This window comes from Serratia sp. HNCC26DJ244 (assembly GCF_057180565.1).
The window spans coordinates 45,071-67,166 of sequence record NZ_JBXUGO010000024.1 but is presented as its reverse complement, the minus strand read 5'-3'; the positions used below and the strand labels follow the sequence as shown (position 1 = coordinate 67,166).

General features: G+C 49.2%; 19 protein-coding genes. 1 reads left to right on the top strand and 18 read right to left on the bottom strand.

Features of this window, described 5'->3' with window-relative positions:
- Positions 1-432: 432 nt before the first annotated feature.
- From arcC to ygeW, 5 genes are all read right to left on the bottom strand, one after another.
- The gene (arcC, locus tag AC2A06_RS16510) at positions 433-1,365 is read right to left on the bottom strand and encodes a carbamate kinase (RefSeq protein ID WP_023492246.1); all 933 of its coding nucleotides are present in this window, start codon (positions 1,363-1,365) and stop codon (positions 433-435) included.
- 109 nt (positions 1,366-1,474) lie between these two features.
- Entirely contained in the window at positions 1,475-2,875 is a 1,401-nt protein-coding gene (gene hydA / locus AC2A06_RS16505; RefSeq protein WP_484380986.1) for a dihydropyrimidinase, read from the bottom strand.
- Positions 2,876-2,933: 58 nt separating this feature from the next.
- Entirely contained in the window at positions 2,934-4,148 is a 1,215-nt protein-coding gene (locus AC2A06_RS16500) for a YgeY family selenium metabolism-linked hydrolase (protein ID WP_473197604.1), read from the bottom strand.
- A 92-nt stretch (positions 4,149-4,240) separates the two neighbouring features.
- On the bottom strand, positions 4,241-5,434 hold the full coding sequence (dpaL, locus tag AC2A06_RS16495; protein ID WP_473197603.1) for a diaminopropionate ammonia-lyase: 1,194 nt from the start codon (positions 5,432-5,434) through the stop codon (positions 4,241-4,243).
- A gap of 74 nt (positions 5,435-5,508) precedes the next feature.
- Positions 5,509-6,696, bottom strand: a complete 1,188-nt coding sequence (gene ygeW, locus AC2A06_RS16490; RefSeq protein WP_484380985.1) for a knotted carbamoyltransferase YgeW — start codon at positions 6,694-6,696, stop codon at positions 5,509-5,511.
- 455 nt (positions 6,697-7,151) lie between these two features.
- On the opposite strand from ygeW, the gene AC2A06_RS16485 reads away from it, so the two are divergent.
- Complete coding sequence (locus AC2A06_RS16485; protein ID WP_484380984.1) at positions 7,152-8,927, top strand: sigma 54-interacting transcriptional regulator; 1,776 nt, start codon at positions 7,152-7,154, stop codon at positions 8,925-8,927.
- 107 nt (positions 8,928-9,034) lie between these two features.
- On the opposite strand, the gene AC2A06_RS16480 is transcribed toward AC2A06_RS16485, so the two are convergent.
- From AC2A06_RS16480 to fabF, 13 genes are all read right to left on the bottom strand, one after another.
- Positions 9,035-10,339: an NAD(P)/FAD-dependent oxidoreductase gene (locus tag AC2A06_RS16480; RefSeq protein ID WP_484380983.1), complete on the bottom strand. Its 1,305-nt coding sequence runs from the start codon at positions 10,337-10,339 to the stop codon at positions 9,035-9,037.
- Between the two features lie 396 nt (positions 10,340-10,735).
- A complete protein-coding gene (gene ycfP, locus AC2A06_RS16475; RefSeq protein ID WP_023492237.1) occupies positions 10,736-11,278 on the bottom strand; it encodes an alpha/beta hydrolase YcfP in 543 nt (180 codons plus the stop codon).
- Positions 11,279-11,344: 66 nt separating this feature from the next.
- Positions 11,345-12,373, bottom strand: coding sequence for a beta-N-acetylhexosaminidase (gene nagZ, locus AC2A06_RS16470; RefSeq protein WP_473197599.1), 1,029 nt, complete (start codon positions 12,371-12,373; stop codon positions 11,345-11,347).
- Between the two features lie 19 nt (positions 12,374-12,392).
- Positions 12,393-13,262 (bottom strand): phosphotransferase, encoded by an 870-nt coding sequence (locus AC2A06_RS16465; RefSeq protein WP_484380987.1) that lies wholly within the window; start codon positions 13,260-13,262, stop codon positions 12,393-12,395.
- Positions 13,243-13,821 carry a penicillin-binding protein activator LpoB gene (gene lpoB, locus AC2A06_RS16460; RefSeq protein WP_023492231.1) on the bottom strand — a complete coding sequence of 193 codons (579 nt, stop codon included), beginning with the start codon at positions 13,819-13,821 and terminating at the stop codon, positions 13,243-13,245. Before lpoB ends, AC2A06_RS16465 begins: the two co-directional genes overlap by 20 nt.
- Positions 13,822-13,865: 44 nt before the next feature.
- Complete coding sequence (hinT, locus tag AC2A06_RS16455; RefSeq protein ID WP_023492230.1) at positions 13,866-14,216, bottom strand: purine nucleoside phosphoramidase; 351 nt, start codon at positions 14,214-14,216, stop codon at positions 13,866-13,868.
- 162 nt (positions 14,217-14,378) lie between these two features.
- Complete coding sequence (gene ptsG / locus AC2A06_RS16450; protein WP_023492229.1) at positions 14,379-15,812, bottom strand: PTS glucose transporter subunit IIBC; 1,434 nt, start codon at positions 15,810-15,812, stop codon at positions 14,379-14,381.
- A 394-nt stretch (positions 15,813-16,206) separates the two neighbouring features.
- Complete coding sequence (locus tag AC2A06_RS16445; RefSeq protein ID WP_023492228.1) at positions 16,207-16,995, bottom strand: metal-dependent hydrolase; 789 nt, start codon at positions 16,993-16,995, stop codon at positions 16,207-16,209.
- 250 nt (positions 16,996-17,245) lie between these two features.
- Positions 17,246-18,226 (bottom strand): DNA polymerase III subunit delta', encoded by a 981-nt coding sequence (holB, locus tag AC2A06_RS16440; protein WP_484380982.1) that lies wholly within the window; start codon positions 18,224-18,226, stop codon positions 17,246-17,248.
- Positions 18,226-18,864: a dTMP kinase gene (gene tmk, locus AC2A06_RS16435; protein ID WP_484380981.1), complete on the bottom strand. Its 639-nt coding sequence runs from the start codon at positions 18,862-18,864 to the stop codon at positions 18,226-18,228. Before tmk ends, holB begins: the two co-directional genes overlap by 1 nt.
- Positions 18,854-19,882 (bottom strand): endolytic transglycosylase MltG, encoded by a 1,029-nt coding sequence (gene mltG / locus AC2A06_RS16430; protein WP_484380980.1) that lies wholly within the window; start codon positions 19,880-19,882, stop codon positions 18,854-18,856. Before mltG ends, tmk begins: the two co-directional genes overlap by 11 nt.
- Positions 19,883-19,892: 10 nt before the next feature.
- Positions 19,893-20,693 (bottom strand): aminodeoxychorismate lyase, encoded by an 801-nt coding sequence (gene pabC, locus AC2A06_RS16425; RefSeq protein WP_484380979.1) that lies wholly within the window; start codon positions 20,691-20,693, stop codon positions 19,893-19,895.
- 105 nt (positions 20,694-20,798) lie between these two features.
- Positions 20,799-22,040, bottom strand: coding sequence for a beta-ketoacyl-ACP synthase II (fabF, locus tag AC2A06_RS16420; RefSeq protein ID WP_023492220.1), 1,242 nt, complete (start codon positions 22,038-22,040; stop codon positions 20,799-20,801).
- Between the last annotated feature and the right edge of the window lie 56 nt (positions 22,041-22,096).

The window sequence follows — 22,096 nt, the reverse complement described above, 5'->3', positions numbered from 1 at the left end:
TGCCTGTAGCAGCCGGCCGTGATGTGCCGTAGCGTAGTGAGGGGAGTCGCGCAGCGACCGACTGATTTGGCAAAGGCGCGGGTTATTAGGGGCCACGCCTTTGGCCCCTAATTCGGTCGCAGATACAACTCGTTCATGGGATGAAAAATGCATGGCGACCGAAATATGCCACGATAAAAGCAAAATTATGAACGAACCAAGTCATTGCCGAAGGCCATATAATTGGTAAAGGCGCGGGTTATTAGGGGCCACGCCTTTGGCCCCTAATTCGGTCGCAGACGCAACTCGTTCATGGGATGAAAAATGCATGGCGACCGAAATATGCCACGATAAAAGCAAAAGAATGAATTTTTTCTATTCTGATTCGGTCGCAGACACAACCCACGCATAGAATGGAGAATGTAAGGCGACCGATATTAAACACCCCCATCATTAATAGCTAATTACCGTCCCGGTTTTCCCTTCAATCCCCTCTTGGGCCTTGCTTAAGACCGTAATCAGCGCCTGACGCCCAGGTTTAGACTCGGCAAAAGCCACTGCGGCTTCCACTTTCGGCAGCATAGAACCTTTAGCAAAATGCTCTTCGGCAATAAAACGTTGTGCATCACTCACACTCAATTTATCTAGCCACTGCTCATTCGGCTTGCCAAAGTTAATCGCCACTTTCTCTACAGCAGTCAGGATGATCAACATATCAGCATCGATCATCTCAGCCAGTTTGGCGCTCGCCCAATCTTTATCAATCACCGCACTGGCACCCCGCAGGTGATGCCCCTCCGCTATTACCGGGATACCCCCACCACCAACGGTAATCACCACCTGCCCGGCGTCCATCATAGTGCGTACTGTTTCTTTCTCCACAATATCCACTGGCTTAGGTGAGGCAACCACGCGACGATAACCCCGCCCGGCATCTTCCTTCATGTTATAACCGTTCTTGGTCATCACCTTGGCTTCCGCCTCAGTAAAGAAGGAGCCGATGGGCTTGGTGGGATTAAGGAAAGCCGGATCATCGGCACTGACGATCACCTGGGTAATCAGCGTTGCCACTGGTTTGTCGATATTACGATCCAACAACTCTTCACGTAGCGCATTTTGCAGATCATAACCAATGTACCCCTGGCTTAAAGCAACACAGACTGACATAGGTAACATCGGCGTATGGGCTTCAGTTTTGGCGGCAGCCTCAAATGCCAGGTTGATCATCCCCACTTGCGGGCCATTACCATGAGTCACCACCACCTGATGACCGTGGGCAATTAAATCAACGATCGCCCGTGCCGTGGTCTTTACTGCCTGCATCTGTTCTGCCAGACCTTCCCCCAATGCGTTGCCACCTAGTGCCAATACTATTTTCTTCTTCATGCTGAACCTCGTTTTAGCTCAATGTTAGTTCCGCCTAATCTGTTCCTTTAGGGGAGAGATAATCCATAAATAAATATTAATAATATGATCGTTCAGATAATTACCTTCGTTATCCCATTTTTGCGGCAATCTCGGCATTAAAGGGGCGGCGGCGCAAAAACTGCCCATATCCCCGTCGACCGGTAAATTCACCATTGCGCGCCACGATTTCACCCCGGCATATCGTCAACACCACCGCACCTTGGCAATGGAAGCCCTCATAAGGGGAATAATCTGCGTTATCATGCAACTGGTTATGGCTGATAACCCTGGACTGGCGCGGATCAATGATCACCACATCCGCATCCGCACCCAGGTTTAAACTGCCTTTACGTGGCCATAGGCCAAACAACCGCGCCGGGTTACTGCTGGTAAGCGCGACAAAACGCGAAGGTGAAATTCGTCCGCTCATCACACCATGGGAAAATAGTAGTGCCATGCGGTTCTCAACCCCGGGCAGGCCATTGGGGCAGCGGGTAAAGTTGCCTTGTGACATTTCTAGCCGCTGATGATAAGGGAAACTGCAGTGGTCGGTGGCTACCGTATCAATTGATCCATCGGTAATGCCCACCCATAGGCGATCCACCTGCTGCTGATTGCGCAGTGGTGGACTAAGAATGTATTTCAAACCGTCTTCACGCAGATAACACTGCTCATTAAGCAACAGATACTGCGGGCAAGTTTCAACCCAGACCGGTTGCCGCTGCCTGCGTGCCAGGCGTAAGTAGTCCAGCCCTAACGCACTGGATAAATGAACGATATAGAGCGGTGTATTATCAGCCAACTCGGCCAGGTTAATCATCCGGCTGATCGCTTCCGCTTCACACTCCACAGGGCGACTTAAAGCATGATGAATCGGTGCTGTTTTACCCGCCGCAATCAGCGCCGCTCGGCGAAATGCAATGGCGGCATCATTTTCTGGATGAACCGTCGTCAGTGCCCCCACCTGCTTTAATTGCCATAAAGCGCGCAAGACATCCGCATCATCCAATTTGTAGAGATAGGTCAGATAGAATTTGAAGCTGCTGATCCCTTCATCATGGACCATGCTATTCATTTCTTTCAGAATGCCGTCATTAATATGCTGGATGACGCCGTGAAAACCATAATCGATGACTGCATTACCCTCAGCATACTGATGGTAGACATTGAGCTGATGATGGAGTGAACAGCCTGCGGGGCCAAAGCCCATATGGTCGATAATGGTGGTGGTACCGCCACAGGCTGCCGCACGGGTACCACTGTAAAAGTCATCGCAACTGCGTGCTATGCCGACATCAATATTAAAGTGGGTATGGACATCAATGCCCCCGGGCATCACATAGCAACCAGAGGCATCAATTACCTCGCAGTGAGCATCGGGCTCAATCATGGCGTCCCGTTGAATAATCACGCCATCTTCAAGCAACAAATCTTGCGAATACTGCCCTTCGCTATCCACCAGAATGCCGTTCTTGATGAGTTTTTTCATCGCTGGTGCCCCTGAAAAAAACAGCCCCGGCAAAAACTGCCGGGGCAAGGTTCAACACTTACTTCAGTTCTTCCAGATAAACCAACGGAATTGCCGCATACATGGCAGCACAGGTCACCAGATGCTCTTTCCAGGTTTTCTCATTCGGCGCATGGGCTTCAGGCTCTTTACCTGGACCAAAACCGATCACTGGAATACCGTGACGCCCCATAATGGATACGCCATTGGTGGAGAAAGTCCACTTGTCCACCACCGGTTTTTTCTTGAACAACTGCTGATAGGCTTTACTTAATGTTTTCACCGTAATGTGGTCTTCTTCTACTTTCCAGGTAGGGAAGTAACATTCAGTGGGATAAACCAGACCGGTGTAAGAAGGACGGTCGTAGTTATACATGGATACGGTTGCTTTAGCGGCTTTCACTGCCGGTAACGCACGGATCTCGTCCAATGCCCCTTCCCAGGTTTCACCCCAGGTGAGACGGCGGTCGATAGATACTGCACAGCTATCTGCTACAGCACAACGGCTCGGTGAGGTGAAGAAAATCTCGGAGACCGTCAGCGTTCCTTTACCCAGGAAATCATCATGGCCCAAGTTGCCCGCTAATTCCTGCAACTCATTGAGGATCGGCCCCATTTTGAAAATCGCATTATCGCCACGTTCTGGTGCAGAGCCATGGCAACTGATACCTTGTACATCAATGCGGATTTCCATACGGCCACGTTGCCCACGGTAAATCTGGCAATCGGTAGGTTCAGTACTGACGACAAACTCCGGACGGATCTTGGATTGCTCAATAATATACTGCCAGCACAGGCCATCGCAGTCTTCTTCCTGCACAGTGCCGGTGACCAGCAAGGTATATTGATCTTCCAGCCCCAAGTCCTTGATGATTTTACCTGCATACACCATGGAAGCCATACCGCCTTCCTGGTCCGATGCACCGCGACCCCCGATAATTTCATCATCTTCCATCCCTTTATAGGGATCGAAATTCCAGTTTTTAATATTACCGATGCCGACGGTATCAATGTGCGCATCCATGGCAATCAGGTGCGGGCCATGGCCGATATAGCCCAAGACGTTGCCCATCGGGTCAATCTCAACTTTATCGAAACCGACTTTCTCCATCTCTTTCTTGATACATTGCACCACCAGCTTTTCGTCACAACTTTCACTGGGTATAGCAATCATATCCCGCAGGAAACGCGCCATCTCATCTTTATATTGGTAGGCTTTTTCTAACACCATTTCAAAAGGAATTTGCTTGGCCATTATGTTCTGTTCTCCAATCTTTTATTGCCTCTCGTCCATACGAGAGATGACATAATCTGAGGGTCCCGCTGCTGCTTAATAAATTAAGCCTTTCACACAGGACATTTCCCTTCCCATACCACTTCGCGATAATGCTTAACGTCGGTGTCGCCTTCCGTACTGATCAACAAGACGACGGATTGACTATTGAGGCCGAGCCTTTCCATCAGTTCTTTCCGCTGTGGGCTATAGTGCACCGCAGCCAGTACCCCAAGCCCAACCGCGCCTGACTCGCCAGAAATAATGCGCGGGTCATCACCCAGTGGATTGCCGAGAACGCGCATGCCTAATGCCGCCACGCTATCCTGACAAGAGATAAACTGCGTGGCGCAGTTACGTATCAGCGGCCAACCCAGCGGGTTAGGTTCTCCACAGGCCAACCCCGCCATAATGGTGGCCATATCGCCACCCACATTAACGATTTCGCCTTTGACGCCAGAACGATACATACAATCAGCCAACTCAGGCTCTACGATCACCGAGTGCAGTTTGTCAGCACCAAACACATCCACCAAATAGCCCAATACGCCCCCGGCCATGGCACCGACCCCCGCTTGTAAAAACACATGGGTTGGCCGGTCAATTTTCATCTGATACATCTGCTCGATCGCTTCATCCGCCAAGGTGGCATAACCTTGCATAATCCAGGTTGGGATCTTGGTATATCCTTCCCAGGCGGTGTCCTGTACCACTTCCCAACCCCGTTCTTTGGCGGTTTTCATGGTCAGCCGCACGGTATCGTCATAGTTCATGTCAGTAACGATACATTCCGCACCAAGATTGAGAATATGGTCGACCCGCTCCTGAGCAGAGCCTTTTGGCATATACACCACGGCGTGTTGCCCTAATTGTTTGGCTGCCCAGGCAACCCCCCGACCGTGGTTACCATCAGTGGTCGTGGCGAAGGTCATTTTCTCGTTCAGTGAGGATTTAAATTTTTCAAACGAAAAAGTGCTGATATCAACGTGATACTTTTCACATAACAACCGGGCGATAGCATAGGCACCACCCAGCATTTTGAAGGCATTTAAACTGAAACGTTTGGATTCATCTTTTACCAGAATTTTCCGCACGCCAAACAAATGAGCAAGATCATTCAACGCGCATAGTGGTGTAGGCTGATATCCGGTAATTTTTTTATGAAACTCCCGCGCTTTCTGTGCTTCCGCGCGTGAGAACAGTGGAGACGTTTCTCCGTTAAAATTACGGTTATCCTCAATATCCATTTTCAATGAAAAAACCGACATAACCTTACCTCCTCTGGTCATATTGACAGTTCATAATTCAGGAACACCCGCAGGTGTTCCTGACCAGAGCTGGTTTATTTAATGCGTTTTTCTGCTTCTTGCAGTAATTGATTCAACACCAGACCTGGGTTGGGGAATTTGCGCGCCATGATCATCGCGGCGATAATATATGGCTTCCAACTGGCTTCCTTATAGGTGGCAATGCGGTACTTCTCAAACACGCTGGCGCAAACTTCACCTTCACTACAGGACACATCGGTGATATCCGCTGGCAAGCAGTGCATATACAGCGCTTCACCGCCTTTGGTGAGCTTCATCATCTCTTCGGTGCAGTGCCAGTTTTTGTGATGGGCATTCTGTGCCAGGCACTGTTTTTCCAACGCTTTCAGGCCATCATGGTCATTGGCACGCAACAGGTCAGTACGTTGTTCCATCACCTTATAAGGTGCCCAAGATTTAGGATAAACAATATCCGCCCCCTGGAACGCTTCTGCCATTGATGTCACCTGTTGGAAACTGCCACCAGAGGTTGCTGCATTATTCTTGGCAACTTCGATCACGTCAGGAATCAGATCGTAACCTTCAGGATGGGCCAACGTGACATTCATCCCAAAACGGGTCATCAGACCAATAATGCCTTGTGGTACTGACAGCGGTTTACCGTAGCTTGGTGAATAAGCCCAAGTCATGGCGATCTTCTTGCCTTTCAGATTTTCCAGGCTACCGAAATGCTCCTGCAACCAGGCCAGATCAGCCATTGACTGAGTAGGGTGGTCGATATCACATTGTAAATTGACCAGTGCAGGACGTTGCGGCAGAACACCTTTTTCAAAACCTTCGTCCAGTGCTTCACCCACTTCACGCATATAGGCATTACCTGCCCCCAGATACATATCATCACGGATACCGATAGCATCTGCGCAAAATGAAATCATGTTCGCTGTTTCACGCACGGTTTCACCGTGGGCGATCTGGGATTTACCTTCATCCAGGTCTTGCTGTGCCAAACCCAGCAGGTTGAGTGCTGACGCATAGGAAAAACGGGTACGTGTTGAGTTATCACGGAAAACTGAAATACCTAAGCCACTATTAAATACCTTGGTCGCAATATTCTCTGAACGCATGGTTTTCAACGATTCAGCCAACTTGAGCACCAATTCCAGCTCTTCACGGCTTTGCTCCCAAGTCAACAAAAAGTCCTTTTGATGCAAATTGGACTTTAACGTATTCATTTCCTTAATCAACTGGTTAACTGTTTTCATCTTTGCCCCTAAATAGAGAGTGTGATTTATTGTGCGATATGACAGGTCTATATCCTACTAATGACAAATACGCTTTTACTGCCTCTGTTAAAATGCTTTCAATAAGCATGCCAAGAGACTCAAAGCTGTCAGAAATAAAACCTAATCAGGGGTTAACGTGATTATCATCACAAAAAAATGCAATTTACGATGATATTTACCGATTGTTTTTCATAAAGACTGAGCACCGAAGGTGATTATAAGAAGCAGATCTGGGCATTGGTTATAATTTTATCCACTGATATCGCAACCAAAATGATAGAGACAATCAAGAATTATCATTTTGATAATGAAATGTGATGCTAACTACATAATCTATTTTCTGTCTCAGACTTATCTGGATAGCTATCAAATTACACGGGTCTGTAGTGTACTATTGTTTTTTTCAATGATGAAAAAAGCGAGAGAGAGGCGTAATGATAGAACCCACCAATGTCCAGTCTGCACTTATGCAGATCCAGCCGACAATTTTACGCTTTACGAAAATGCTCTCCAGTGTACTGCTGCTAGAGGTTGAAATTGTCGACGACAACCTGGTTCGGGTGGCTGGTACCGGTCCCTATGGAAAACATTTTGGTATGAAACTTGGCAGCAACTCGAGACTGCTAAGTTATGTTATTGAGACAAAAAAAGAAAAAATCGTCACTCGCTCAAAGTTTGACCCAGTCTGTGATGGGTGTAGTAATAAAGATGAGTGTCAGGAAAAGGCATTTCTCGGCATCCCCATCATCTTCCAAGGCGCTTGTATCGGCGTGATCAGCCTGGTGGCCTTCAATCTGGAGCAGCAACAGCGGTTGCGGGACAACTTGCAGGAATTTTCCGATTACGTAAGAAATATATCCAACGTTTTCGTTTCCAATCTGCTGGAGTCGCAAAATAGTAGCAATGGGTTAAATAAGGTGCTCTTCAGCCTGATTGAAAATATGGACCAAGGAGTGTTAATTCTCGATGAGAAAAGTCAGATTAAATTTGCCAACTCAATGGCATTGAAGCAGTTTAATCTGGCCAAAGAAAACTTTATAGGAAAAACTCTCGATATCCGCGCCCTTACCTTCCGACAAAATTATACCAGTGGGCATTTACAACACATCATCTCTTTCGATGATAAACAGGAGATTATGATTGGTCAGTTACATCAGATTCAAGACCACCAATTATTCTTGATGGCGTTCCACCAGTCACATTCCTCTTTTAATGAAAGAGTCGGTGATGTAGACCCGCGCATTGAACATCTAGCGGGTGAAAGTAAACCCATGCGTTTACTGAAAAACCTGCTTACCCGTATCGCGCCCAGCCCGTCAAGCGTATTGATTGTTGGCGAAAGCGGCACCGGTAAAGAAGTAGTCGCCCGGGCGATACACCGGTTAAGTCATCGTAGCGACAAGCCTTTTATTGCCATTAACTGTGCCGCCATTCCAGAGCAACTCCTGGAAAGTGAACTGTTTGGTTATTTGAAAGGGGCATTTACCGGCGCATCCACCAATGGAAAAGTGGGGTTAATCCAGGCGGCTAATCATGGCACACTTTTTTTAGATGAAATTGGCGATATGCCATTAATGTTACAGGCAAAGTTGCTACGCACGGTTGAATCCCGCGAAGTTTTGCCCATTGGTTCCAGTAAGCCGATTCCCGTGGATATCCGCATTATTTCTGCTACCAATCAAAATCTTGAGCAGTTTATTGCCGAAGGGAAATTCCGCGAAGACCTCTATTACCGTTTGAATGTTATTCCACTCACCCTACCGCCGCTGCGTGAACGGGAAGGCGACATCGAATTACTGGCGCATTATTTCCTCAGTTTACATACCAAAAGGATTGGTATTAGCTATCCAGGCATCGCCCCTGAAGTGCTCAAGCTGTTACAGCAATATCGCTGGCCAGGTAACGTGCGTGAACTCAGTAACTTGATTGAGTATCTGGTTAACGTGGTCCCCAGTGGTGAGATCATAGACACTTATTTGTTACCGCCTAATATCACCCGTGGTCAGCACGTGGAGCACCCACGCCCCTCATCGGTTCATGAAGTGATTGAAACCTGTGAGAATAGTGACACGCTGGGTCTGGAGAATATGGAAAAACTGATGATTGAGGAAGCGCTTAGCCAGTATTCCAATAAAAAGCTGGTGGCAGAAAAGTTGGGTATTGGCATCGCGACCTTATATCGCAAAATCAAGAAGTATGAGTTGCAATAACCGCCAAGCCACGCAGTCAATCTACGTGGCTTGAGGGATAATAAAGTGATTTTTGAGTCTGTACGCTGTCGGGGATAACGCCGACAGCGTGCATGCCGATGGGTAACTCAGTGCATTTTCAGCCTTGGTCGAATCACCCGATTAATCCCCCCCACCAGCATCATCAAACCGGTTTTAGTGTAACCATGTAACGCCACCTGATGCATGCGATAAAGTGAAATATAGACCACCCGTGCAATGCGACCCTCAATCATCATTGAGCCGCGCATCAGATTCCCCATCAGGCTGCCCACAGTACTAAAACGGGAAAGAGATACCAATGACCCGTGGTCCTTATAGACATAAGGTTTCAGTGGTTGATTATTCAACTGCGCCAAAATATTGGTATAGCAGCGCGACGCCATCTGGTGTGCAGACTGGGCACGCGGTGGAACAAAGCCACCACCCGGTTGAGGGCAGGAGGCACAATCGCCAATAGCAAAAATATGGGGGTCGCGTGTGGTCTGTAAGGTGGGTTCAACCAGCAGTTGGTTAATACGGTTGGTTTCCAGACCCGCAATCTCTTTCATAAAATCAGGTGCTTTGATACCCGCCGCCCAAACCATCAGGTCGGCATTGATAAATTCGCCACCTTTGGTGCTCAAGCCCTTCTCATCAGCGCAAGTCACCATGGTATTGGTCAATACTCGCACCCCAAGTTTGCTCAACTCTTGATGCGCTGCACTGGAAATGCGCGCAGGTAACGCAGGGAGAATACGTTCACCCGCCTCCACCAGCGTGACATTCAATGCGCTACTATCGATCCCTTCAAAGCCATAGCTATGAAGCTGTTTAACCGCATTATGTAACTCCGCAGAGAGTTCAACGCCGGTAGCCCCACCGCCGACAATGGCAATATTAACCCGAGCTTTATCCCCGGGTTTGGCTGAAAACTTAAGGAACAGGTTTAACATCTCATTATGAAAACGGTGTGCCTGATGCGGATTATCCAGGAAGATGCAATGATCTTTCACCCCTGGCGTACCAAAGTCGTTCGAGGTGCTGCCTAATGCCATCACCAAAATGTCGTAATGTAATTCACGTGCCGGAACCAGTTCTTCACCGTGTTCATCGCAAATTTGCTCCAACTGTAACGTCTTATTCTCGCGGTCAATATTGACCAGAGCACCGAGTTGGAAGTTGAAGTAATGGTTACGCGCATGGGCTAAATAACTCAATGCATCCACACCGTCATCCAGAGAACCGGTAGCCACTTCATGCAACAACGGTTTCCATAAATGACTATGATTGCGATCAACCAGCGTGATCTCCGCTTTGTTCTTACGGCCCAGTTTGTGTCCCAGACTGGTGGCGAGTTCTAATCCACCCGCGCCGCCCCCAACAATAACAATTTTCTTGCTTGGTGTTGTCAAAATAACCTCCAAAATGTGAACCAATTGTTCTCTAAGCGTTAAAAATAATCTTCTTAGAATACAGTACGTTCACTTAAATCAATGCAATCATCTAGGTTAAGAATAACACGACAGGTTATTTGGTCATACCAGAAATTGACATACATCAAGTTTCAATGAACAAACAATAGACAGGGTGATTTTTTACGATTTCAACTCAATGAATTAGCCGTCAAACCGACTGGGGATTATCTTGCTAGCGCCATGATGAACAGGCAAAAACCGACGCCCGCAAGCGATGAAGACTCATCGTAATATCAGGGTAAAGAGGGAATCAGGAGGATAACATCAGAGCGCCAGCAGATTTGTCCCTCATCCACCTCATCGTGGCTTATCGGGACATATTGCATGTGTTGATTAAGGCAACGTCTTGAAGGCCTTAATGCGTTGCAAATGGGGGGAGATGTTTTTGAACTTATGTGTCTGCTGCTCATCCCAGACAATTTCATAATATTTATGCAGTAATTCAGCACTACGTTGGTTATCCAACACTTCATCATGGCGAGAAAGCATCACCAAGCAACGATCACGGTTCTTCTCGCGAAAGTCCTCGATACATTTAGTGACAATGTCACGATACTCTTCGGGGCGATCAATCTTGCCTTGCATATGCTCTTCTGGATACAGATTGGGGTTAAATATCACCTGACGTATCCCGCACAAGAAACCAACCCGCTCAGCCCAAAAACCCCCTAATCCGACACCACAAATCAATGGGTTGCTGTCTCCCCCTTGATTAACCGCTTTATCCACCTCTTTCAATAAATGCTGCATATCATGGCGCGGATGCAAAGTGCTATAACTGATAAAATTGACATCCGGATCGATGAACTGTAACTGCATAATCTTTTCATGATTGCCGGGACTGGTAGAATCAAAGCCATGCAAATAGATAATCATCTGAAACCTCACAACAAGCAGGGACCAAGATCTCCGCCCCCATCATTAACGCCGTCTGACGGCACATCACCCTATTAAACGCTTGTGCTCTTCCCAGCGTTCACTCAAATTACTTAGCGCCTTATGCGCCTGTTGCCAGCGTTCGGAGTTTCTTAGCTCCTGGCGGGTAAACTGCCCACGATGATATAACCGCTGTAACTTATCCACTTTGAGCGGCGACAAGTTATCCAACACGCTGACCGCCCCTTGGCGATTATTGCACACCAAAATCATGTCACAACCCGCATCTAACGCCGCCTGCCCACGCTCGGCATAGCTGCCCATAATGGCTGCCCCTGCCATCGATAAATCGTCAGAGAAAATAATACCGTCAAACGCCAACTCTTGACGCAAAATCTGTTTCAACCAATAGGGCGAACCACTGGCTGGACGCGGGTCTGCTTCAGTATAGATGACATGAGCAGGCATGATGGCATCCAGTAAACCACGTTGGATCAATTCACGGAATATAGTCATATCACGCCCACGGATTTCCGCCAATGGACGCGGATCCCGCGGGGTCTCTTTATGCGAGTCCGCACTGACCGCACCATGCCCTGGAAAATGCTTGCCGGTGGTTCTCATACCTGCACTGTGCATTCCCTGAATAAATTTCTCGGCCATCGCCAATGCCAGTGGAGGATCGCTATGGAAAGAGCGCTCACCAATTGCCGTACTGACGTGACCAATATCCAGCACCGGTGCAAAACTGATATCAATATCCTGGGCAATCATTTCCGATGCCATCAGCCAACCGGCTTCCCGAGCTAAACGCTCACCTTCTGGACGATCATTTAACGCAGCAAAGGATTGTGCTGCGGGCAAACGGGTAAAACCTTGATGGAAACGTTGTACCCGCCCCCCTTCCTGATCCACCGCCACCACCAACCGGCTATGGGAAGCAGCGCGGATCTGGCGCACCAATTCACCAAGTTGCTCCACATCGTGGAAATTGCGGGTAAACAGGATCAAGCCACCTACCAATGGATGTTTTAAAATCTCGCGTTCTTCTGCATCCAGCTCATAGCCGACCACATCTAGCATTACTGGGCCCACGGCCACCTCACTTGTATATCTATGGATGATTTGATGATGCTAAACAGAACCGTTGATATAATTCCGCTCCCCAAAGCAAAAATGCCGGGTCACGACACTGGTTCCACCGCACTTCAAACCACATCAACATCAGGTAATCCACCCAAGGTAACCAACGCTGTATCTGCCTTGTTAGCTGCGGCAAATCGGTGTAACCCTGCTGGATATAGTGACTTAAAAATTGCTGTTGGGCAGCGGGTGAAAATTGATTAAAGCGAAACAGTGCCGCCAGTTCCAGGGCGATATCACCATCCGCGGCATATTCCCAATCGATCAGCCTTAACCGCTCCCCTTGCCGGAGCAGATTGCCAGCATGGATATCCATATGCAGCGGGGCCAACATCAGTGGTCTTGGCATCTTATGTTGCATAAAATAACGCTGCCAGTGCGACCAGGTGGGCGTCAAACGTTGACGGTCAACCTGCTGCCAATAGCGGGCCAACTGCTGCTGTAACGCCAGTGGGTAACCGCTGCATTTGCGCTGATGTAACCCGGCAACCAGCCTTGGCAACTCACCACTGCGGTTCAAGGCAGCAAAAGTGGTTATATCCAGGCTGTCACCTTCAAGCCATTCGACAATCAGCCAATTAGCCTGCCGCAACAACACCTTTGGCCCAATGCCTTGCCCTACTCGGTTTAACACCGCCGCCTCACGCCGGCAGCTCACCCCCAACGCGCGCTTTTCTGCTGTTTGTTGGCGAGCCAATAGGTGCAGATGGTCACTTTCAATACGCCAGCTTTCACCTGTCAGCCCTTGTACCGGTATGAAATTACAACCGGTACTCTTTAGCCCCGGCTTCCAGGTCTTGAGTAATTGCCGTAGCTGGGCCTCACTGTTTGACGTCACTATTACCTGACCAGATAATTTCACCGGTTTGCACCAGCATCAATTGCATCTCCAACTGGGGAGCGTTCACATCACCACTCACGTCGCTATACAGCACATATTGCGCATTAACCATACGCGCCAAGCCTATCGCTTTGCTACGTAAGCCCAAGCTATCTTCTGCTGACAGACCTAATGTCTGTTTAGCACTGGTCAACTGTGCTTCTGGCACCAACGCAAAGACTTGGTTAGAGGCTAACGCTTGATACAACGCCGAAGTCGCCTGGGTTATCTGTAATGACCCATTGGTACTGTTTTTAACCGTGTCCAACAACAACACACTGCCAGGTGTGACACCTTCCACTTTCAGCATCTGATCAATCAGCGGCTGCAAGCTACCTGGCCAATCAAGTTGTTGTATCTTTGGTGGTTGGGGTACGGGCTCAGGAGGCGGCGGCACAGGTTCAGGCTCGGGTTGCGGCTCAGGGACAACCGTCACCGGTGGCGCAACAGGTTCTGGTGGATGTGACGGACAACCGGTTAACACCAACGCGGCAAACGCCACCAATAGATACTTTTTCATTACCTTTCTCCAGCGGAACCTATTATCAGTAAATCGGATTTGCCTTAACGTGACAACATTGGGCCTAACACGCGCCCACCAACGAGATGCATGTGGATGTGATAAACCTCCTGCCCCCCATGGCGATTGCAATTGATAATCAGACGATAGCCATCATCAGCAATCCCCTCTTGTGCAGCAATTTTAGCCGCAACGGTAATCATCCGCCCCAACGCGGCTTCATGCTCCACGGTAACATCATTCACCGTTGGGATCAGGATGTTGGGCACAATCAGGATATGGGTCGGTGCTTGTGGAGAAATATCACGAAATGCTGTGACCAACTCGTCCTGATAAACCACATCAGCAGGAATTTCACGGCGGATAATTTTACTGAAAATCGTTTCTTCAGCCATTGGGTTCTCCTTGTTCAGCGTAAAAGACTTATGCAGTATGAGTGAAAAATTCTACTGCTTTCAACCTGATTACGCACTCTCCATGTTGAATGATGCGGAATTATGCAAAAAATCAGATAAAAAAAGGGGCTTTCGCCCCCTTGATCAACTCACCTGCCTAAATCAGCTGTTACGGATATATTCATCCATATCAGTTTTCAGGTTATCAGATTTGGTACCAAAGATGGCCTGAACACCGGAACCGGCCACCACGACACCCGCCGCACCCAGTTTTTTCAGACCCGCCTGGTCAACTTTGCCGATGTCCGCCACACTGACGCGCAGACGAGTGATACAAGCATCCAGGTTGGTAATATTCTCTTTACCACCGAACGCCTTAACCAAGGCAGCAGACATTTCTGTGCCACTCTGAGCCGAAGATTCCGCGCTGTTATCTTCACGACCCGGTGTTTTCAGATTCAGTTTGGTGATCAACACACGGAAAATTGTGTAGTACACCAAGCCATAGATAATACCGACGATCGGGAATAACCAGATTTTACTGCTATTACCGCTAAGTACGATAAAGTCAATCAACCCGTGTGAGAAACTGGTACCGTCACGCATACCCAACAGAATACAGATGGGGAATGCCAAGCCAGCCAGGAGCGCATGGATAACATAGAGGATCGGCGCAACAAACATGAAAGAGAACTCGATCGGCTCAGTAATACCGGTCAGAAACGAGGTCAGTGCTGCGGAGATCATGATACCGCCGACTTTAGCCCTGTTCTCAGGCTTGGCAGAGTGCCAAATGGCAATTGCCGCAGCAGGCAGACCATACATTTTGAACAGGAACCCACCTGATAACATACCTGCCGTTGGGTCACCCGCCATATAGCGTGGAATATCGCCATGGAACACTTGGCCCGCTGCATTGGTGTATTCACCAATCTGCATCTGGAATGGCACGTTCCAGATATGGTGCAGACCAAATGGTACCAGCGCACGCTCAACAACACCGTAGATACCAAAAGCCACTACCGGGTTCTGATAAGCGGCCCATTGTGAAAAGGTTTGGATAGCGGTACCGATAGGAGGCCAAATAAAGGACAGGACCACACCGGTAAAAATGGCAGCCAGCCCGGAAATAATCGGCACAAAACGCTTACCGGCAAAGAAGCCCAGATATTCTGGCAATTGAATGCGGAAAAAGCGGTTGAACATGTAGGCAGCAATGGCACCGGAAATAATCCCCCCGAGCACACCGGTATCTGCCAAGTGTTTAGCGGCAATTTCTTCTGGTGGAAGGTGCAGCACCAACGGCGCAACCACAGCCATGGTTTTGACCATAATGCCGTAGGCCACCACGGCAGCCAATGCAGAAACACCATCGTTATTGGTGAAACCCAAAGCAACACCGATGGCAAAAATCAGTGGCATATTAGCGAATACAGAGCCGCCCGCCTCCGCCATCACATGGGAGACCACCATAGGCAGCCAGCTAAAGTTAGCGGAACCGACGCCAAGCAGGATACCTGCAATAGGCAATACGGAAACCGGTAGCATTAGCGATTTACCTACTTTTTGTAGGTTGGCAAATGCGTTTTTGAACATAGTTGAAAGAACTCCTGAGTAATAGTGCTTTGCTGCTGGTTGCGAATCTTCGCGTTACAGAGGGGGATATAGACCTCTGTATTTAAGGGTGTCTGAGCACCCCTTTAATTTTTACGCAGGGTAAAATAAATACCCAAAACAATGTTTGACGGGTGTCACGTTTCGATAAATGAAGCATTTTGTTTTCATTATTTGTCTATTTTTTGTAATAGACGATGAAAAAGAAGCCACCCACCTGCGTAGAACCGCGGGGAATATACCTCATTAGTGAGATTAATTACGAGCTGAAAAAAAATAATTATCCACTGCCATGCAGGCTCTGAAGGGGTCGCTGCTGAGATGTGACTTGGATGAAGGGCGCTTGTTTCAGCCCTTCACCGGTGACGGGGTATAATCAGGCTAGAGTGCCGGGTTCGATATGAAATAGACGTAAAAAATTGGCTGTTGTCGCTTCTGCCAGTTGGTCCAGGCTGACTCCTTTCAAAACAGCAAGATACTCCGCGATATCACGTACATAAGCTGGCTGGTTTTCTTTACCTCGATGAGGTACTGGTGCCAAATAAGGGGAATCGGTTTCTATCAACATCCGGTCCAGTGGCACATAGCGCGCAACTTCACGTAATGATTCGGCATTGCGAAAAGTGACAATACCAGAAAATGAAATATAGAAACCCAGATCCAGTAACGCCTGTGCGGTAGGGAGATCCTCGGTGAAACAATGGAGTACCCCGCCACATGCTTGCGCGTTCTCTTCACGCAAAATGGCCAAGGTGTCTTCACGGGCATCACGGGTATGTACAATCACCGGTTTACCGAGTTGCCGGGCAATGCGGATATGCTGGCGAAACGATTCCTGCTGTAACGGTATATTGTCCTGCTGATAGAAGTAATCCAGCCCGGTTTCACCCAATGCGACAACCTGCGCTGCTGTCGCCAGGGTATGCAATTCGGCATAATCATAGCCACCATCCAGATTCAGCGGATGGACACCACAAGAGAAGGCAACGTCTTTACGCTGACCAATTTGTTGCACCATAGCCTGATAACCGGGCAACGTCGTGGCCACCGCCAGAACAAAACCCACATCCTGCATTTTGGCCTTGAGCAAGGCATCATCTACGCTGTGATGCACATTTTCAAAATCAAGACTATCAAGATGGCAGTGGGAATCTACTAACAACATAATAATAAGCTCTTTTACAACCAGGTGATTAAGGGGATAACAATAGCGGGAGGATTAGCGCCCGCCGTGATAGCTGTTAAATTCGTTTTATACCCGTCGCCATTCAAGCAGCAGCGGTGTTGGTTACACTCGCTCGCCCCGGTCACATAGTAGGCTATGCTCCCGGGGACTTACTCGTTTGCCGCCTACCTGCAGCTTGACTGAACTTGGGTACTTCTTTTGCTGACGACTTGCCATTCATCCGATGATATCAGGTGCCTGCCCCTTGCTCCCAAGCGAGTAGTTGTTCTGTTAACAATAGTTCACGATTAACCGCGACAATATTCAGTAACTGATGACGACAATTGAGCCAGGACTGCAGCGTTTTTTGCAGTGAGAACGCACTAAACTGCTCGGCCAATTGCTGTACCAGCGGCAGTTGGTCCTGATTCAATACATAATGCGCGGCACCCTGTTGCCATTTCATGGCATCCACCAGCAATGTACAGAGCCAATGTAACCGTTCCGCCACGTCATCATGATTAAGTACCGCTAATAGCAGCAACATATCGCGCTGAATTAAGCACGACGCCAGTGTACTGCATAATGTCACACGTTGTTGCCAACGTTCAGGTTCCAATAACTGTTCGGCGGCGATGGGTGCACCATCATTCAAGCGCAAAGCGGTAAGACGATGCGTTGCATCCCCCTCCCCGTGGCGGTTCAACCACTGCAGGCTAAACTGTTCATCTGGGCTGGCAAGATGCCAGTAGAAACAGCGGCTGCGTAGTGTCGCCAATAGGCGTGAAGGATCGCGGCAGCCTAATAGAAAGTAGGTTTTGCCTGGCGGCTCTTCCAACGTTTTTAATAGTGCATTGGCTGCCGCCTCGGTCAGCAATTCAGCTTGGGGAAGCCACACCACTTTTGCCCCCCCCTGCTGGGCATGGGAGTACAAAGTCTCGATCACCTGGCGAATGGGCTCTATCCCCAAACTGTTTTTACCTTTTTCTGGTGCCAGTACATGATAATCAGGATGATGCCCCGCCAGCATCAGACGGCAACTGTGGCATTCACCACAACTTTTTTCACCATTGCGCTGTTGGCAGATTAACCAGCGGCTTAACGCATATAGCAACGCTGCATCACCGTTGCCTGGGGCAGCATGTAGCAACAAGGCATGGTGACCGCGCCCCGCACTATATTGCCCCACCAAATGGCGGTAGCTACCGTTAAGCCACGGGTACCATTCCATTACGCCACTTCCTGCTGTTGCAGCCAGTGCGTAAGGACCTGTTGGATATCACTCGTCACTTGCTCCAACGATTGTGCGGCATCTACGGTGATAATGCGCTGATCCTGGGCGGCTAATTCCAGATAACGTGCGCGAGTACGTTCGAAAAAGGGCAATGTCTCTTGCTCAATACGGTCCAACTCACCCCGTGTTCTTGCCCGTTGCAAGCCGATCAACGGCGGAAGGTCAAGGTACAGCGTTAAATCTGGCCGGAAATTACCCAGCACCGTATCGCGCAGAGTGGTCATCAATTGCGGGTCAATCCCTCGCCCCCCACCCTGATAAGCCTGGGATGAAAGATCATGCCGATCGCCAACCACCCATGCCCCCCGCTCGAGCGCGGGCTTAATTACCGTTTCAACCAGTTGAACACGTGCGGCATAGAGCATTAATACTTCGGCCTTAACGGTGGGCAACTCCCCCTCAGTGCCATGTTTAAACAGCGCACGCAACTTCTCAGCCAGCGGGGTACCACCGGGTTCACGGGTAAACACAATATCAGTGATACCATGCTGATTCAGTACACTAACAATGGTATTACGTGCCGTGGTTTTACCTGCACCTTCCAACCCTTCAATCACCACAAATTTACTTTTCATTCTTTTCCTTTTGCACCTGGCGATAGGTGCGCACCGCCTGATTATGGCTGGTTAGATTGGTGGTGAAGGTATGCCCCCCATTACCATCTGCAACGAAATAAAGATAATCGGTTTTTGCCGGGTTGGCCGCCGCCTCCAGTGAGGCCCGGCCCGGCATGGCTATCGGTGTTGGCGGCAATCCGCTAATCACATAGGTGTTATAAGGCGTTGCGGTTTCCAGATCTTTACGGCTGATATTACCCGTGTAGCTCTCACCCATGCCGTAAATCACCGTCGGGTCTGTCTGCAACCGCATCCCCAAACGCAAGCGGTTGATAAATACTGAAGCGACTTTGGTGCGTTCTTCAGCTACCCCTGTCTCTTTCTCAACAATTGATGCCATGATCAATAACTGCTCGGGGGTTTTATAGAGCAGGCTGACATCCCGTGCGAGCCAAACCTCCTGCAATATTTTGTCCATCCGCGCATGAGCACGCTTCAATAATGCCAAGTCACTGGTGCCTGCGGTATAGAGATAGGTATCCGGGTAGAAACGCCCTTCCAGGCTGCTCCCTTCGGGTAAACCCAATGCCAAAACCAGTTCTGCTTCACTCTTGCCGGTCAGGGTCTGTTTGACATATTTCGCTTCCTGCAACTGCTGTAGCCAATCACGCAGACGTGAGCCCTCAATAAAACGTGCACTGAGTTGGGCTTCTTTACCGCTGGCCAACAATTTCAACATTTGGCGTACCGTCATACCTGGCGTAAAACGGTAAGTCCCGGCTTTGAACCCGGCCAATTCAGGCTCCAGACGCAACAGCCAAGGGAACCACCTGCCGCTATAGATCAGTTTATCCCGTACCAGCAGCTCTTCCAGCCCCACACGCCCAGTCCCAGCAGGGAGTTTGAACAGTGTCTCCTGCTCAATGTTCAACGGCTTATCAGCAAAATGTTCAATCCGCTGATGGCACCAATAGAGAAGCGACAACGCCACAATCACTATCAGTAAGGCAATACTAAGTTTTCTTTTTCTATTCATTAATTCGTCGTCATTCGCAGTATGGTCGCAAAAAATCATACAGTTGGCGTGAGCGATAATGCCACGCTTGCGCTGCATTCACTGGCAGCAACGGCATTAACGCATTGCATACCAAAACTTCATCAGCACTGGCCAGCGTCTCTAGTGGTTCACTGACTTCATGCAATGAGTATTCACTCTCCGCCAGCAGCTCGATTAGCCGACGGCGCATCACGCCGGCTACACCCGCCTGATCAAGATTCGGCGTGAAGACACGCATCCCTTTACGCCAGAATAAATTAGCCGCACAGCATTCCACCAGTATGCCACTGGTGTCAAGCACCAGCGCTTCCTGGGCAGCCCCCCGGTCCAGATGCGCACGGATCAGCACTTGCTCCAGGCGATTGAGATGTTTCAACCCGGCTAGTTGCGGGTTACGAGCCAAACGAACCGAGCTCAACTCCAAGGTGATCCCCTGATCACGCCATGGTAAATAATGTGCAGGATAGATGCTACGAGAGACAATGCGCGTTGGCTGCCCACAGCCGTGCGGACTATATCCCCGCCCCCCGCTGCCTCGGGTCAATATCGCTTTGATCACCCCCAGCGAAATGGCTTCTGCGGCATGCTGCATCTCACACTCTAATGCCCGCCAATCTACGGTTGGCAACAGCAAGCGCTGCGCCGCCTGTTGCATGCGTTCAAGATGCCACGGTAACAGGTCAATTTCCCCATTAACCACCCTGGCCGTTGTGAAGCAACCATCACCAAATTGCAAGCCACGGTCGCTGAGTGCCAGAGCATCCTGTTGGTGTCCATTGACCCAGTACATGGTCATTTCCTCTCCGCTGTGTTCATTGCAACACTATAACAGCACCATAAAAAAAGCCCGGTCACAAAACAAACCAGGCTTCTTATCAACGGCAGATAGCCGGCGTTATATCCGACGGAAAATCAACGAACCGTTAGTACCACCAAAACCAAAGGAATTACAGAGTGTAAACTCCAGATCTTTGGTTTGACGTGCTTCATGCGGCACGAAGTCCAGGTCGAGACCATCATCTGGGTTATCCAGGTTGATAGTTGGAGGAACAACCTGATCACGCAGTGCTAATACGGTAAAGATCGACTCAATCGCCCCTGCTGCACCTAAAAGATGCCCGGTCATCGATTTGGTAGAACTGACCCATACCCGGCTGGCATCACTGCCAAACACCGATTTCACTGCTTGCGCTTCTGCTTTATCACCCGCAGGGGTCGAGGTACCGTGCGCGTTGATATAACCGATTTGTGAAGTAGTTATACCCGCATCAATTAACGCATTTTCCATTGCCAAGGCTGCACCGGCACCATCTTCTGGTGGCGATGTCATATGATAAGCATCACTGCTCATACCAAAGCCGACAATTTCTGCGTAAATTTTGGCACCACGCTTCTTAGCATGCTCGTACTCTTCCAGTACCAACATCCCTGCACCATCACCCAAAACAAAACCATCACGGTCTTTGTCCCAAGGACGGCTAGCTGCCTGAGGGTTATCATTACGCGTAGATAGTGCGCGCGCGGCACCAAAGCCACCCACGCCCAAAGGCGTACTGGCCTTTTCTGCACCACCCGCCAACATCACATCGGCATCATTATAAGCAATGATACGCGCAGCATGACCTATGTTATGCACCCCTGATGTACAGGCAGTGGCAATAGAAATACTCGGGCCACGCATACCATACATAATCGTCAGATGACCTGCGATCATGTTCACAATGGTTGACGGTACAAAGAACGGGCTGATTTTGCGCGGGCCACCATTCATCAGTGCGCTATGGTTTTCTTCAATCAACCCTAGCCCACCGATACCAGAACCAATAGCGGCACCAATACGGCCAGCATTTGTTTCGTTGATATCCAGCCCAGCATCTTGCATGGCTTGTATGCCAGCAGCGATACCGTATTGAATGAAGATATCCATTTTCCGCGCATCTTTGCGCGAAATGAAATCTTCAGCATTAAAATTCTTTACCAAGCCCGCAAAACGCGTTGCATAGGCAGTAGTATCGAAATGGTCGATCAGGCTGATGCCACTCTGACCGGCAAGAAGAGCACTCCACGTGGACTCTACCGTATTGCCGACAGGAGACAACATGCCCAGTCCGGTCACAACTACTCGACGCTTAGACACGTTTGTCCTCCAAGGAGGGAAAAATAACACTAGGAATTGAAAAAACTTAGGCGGTC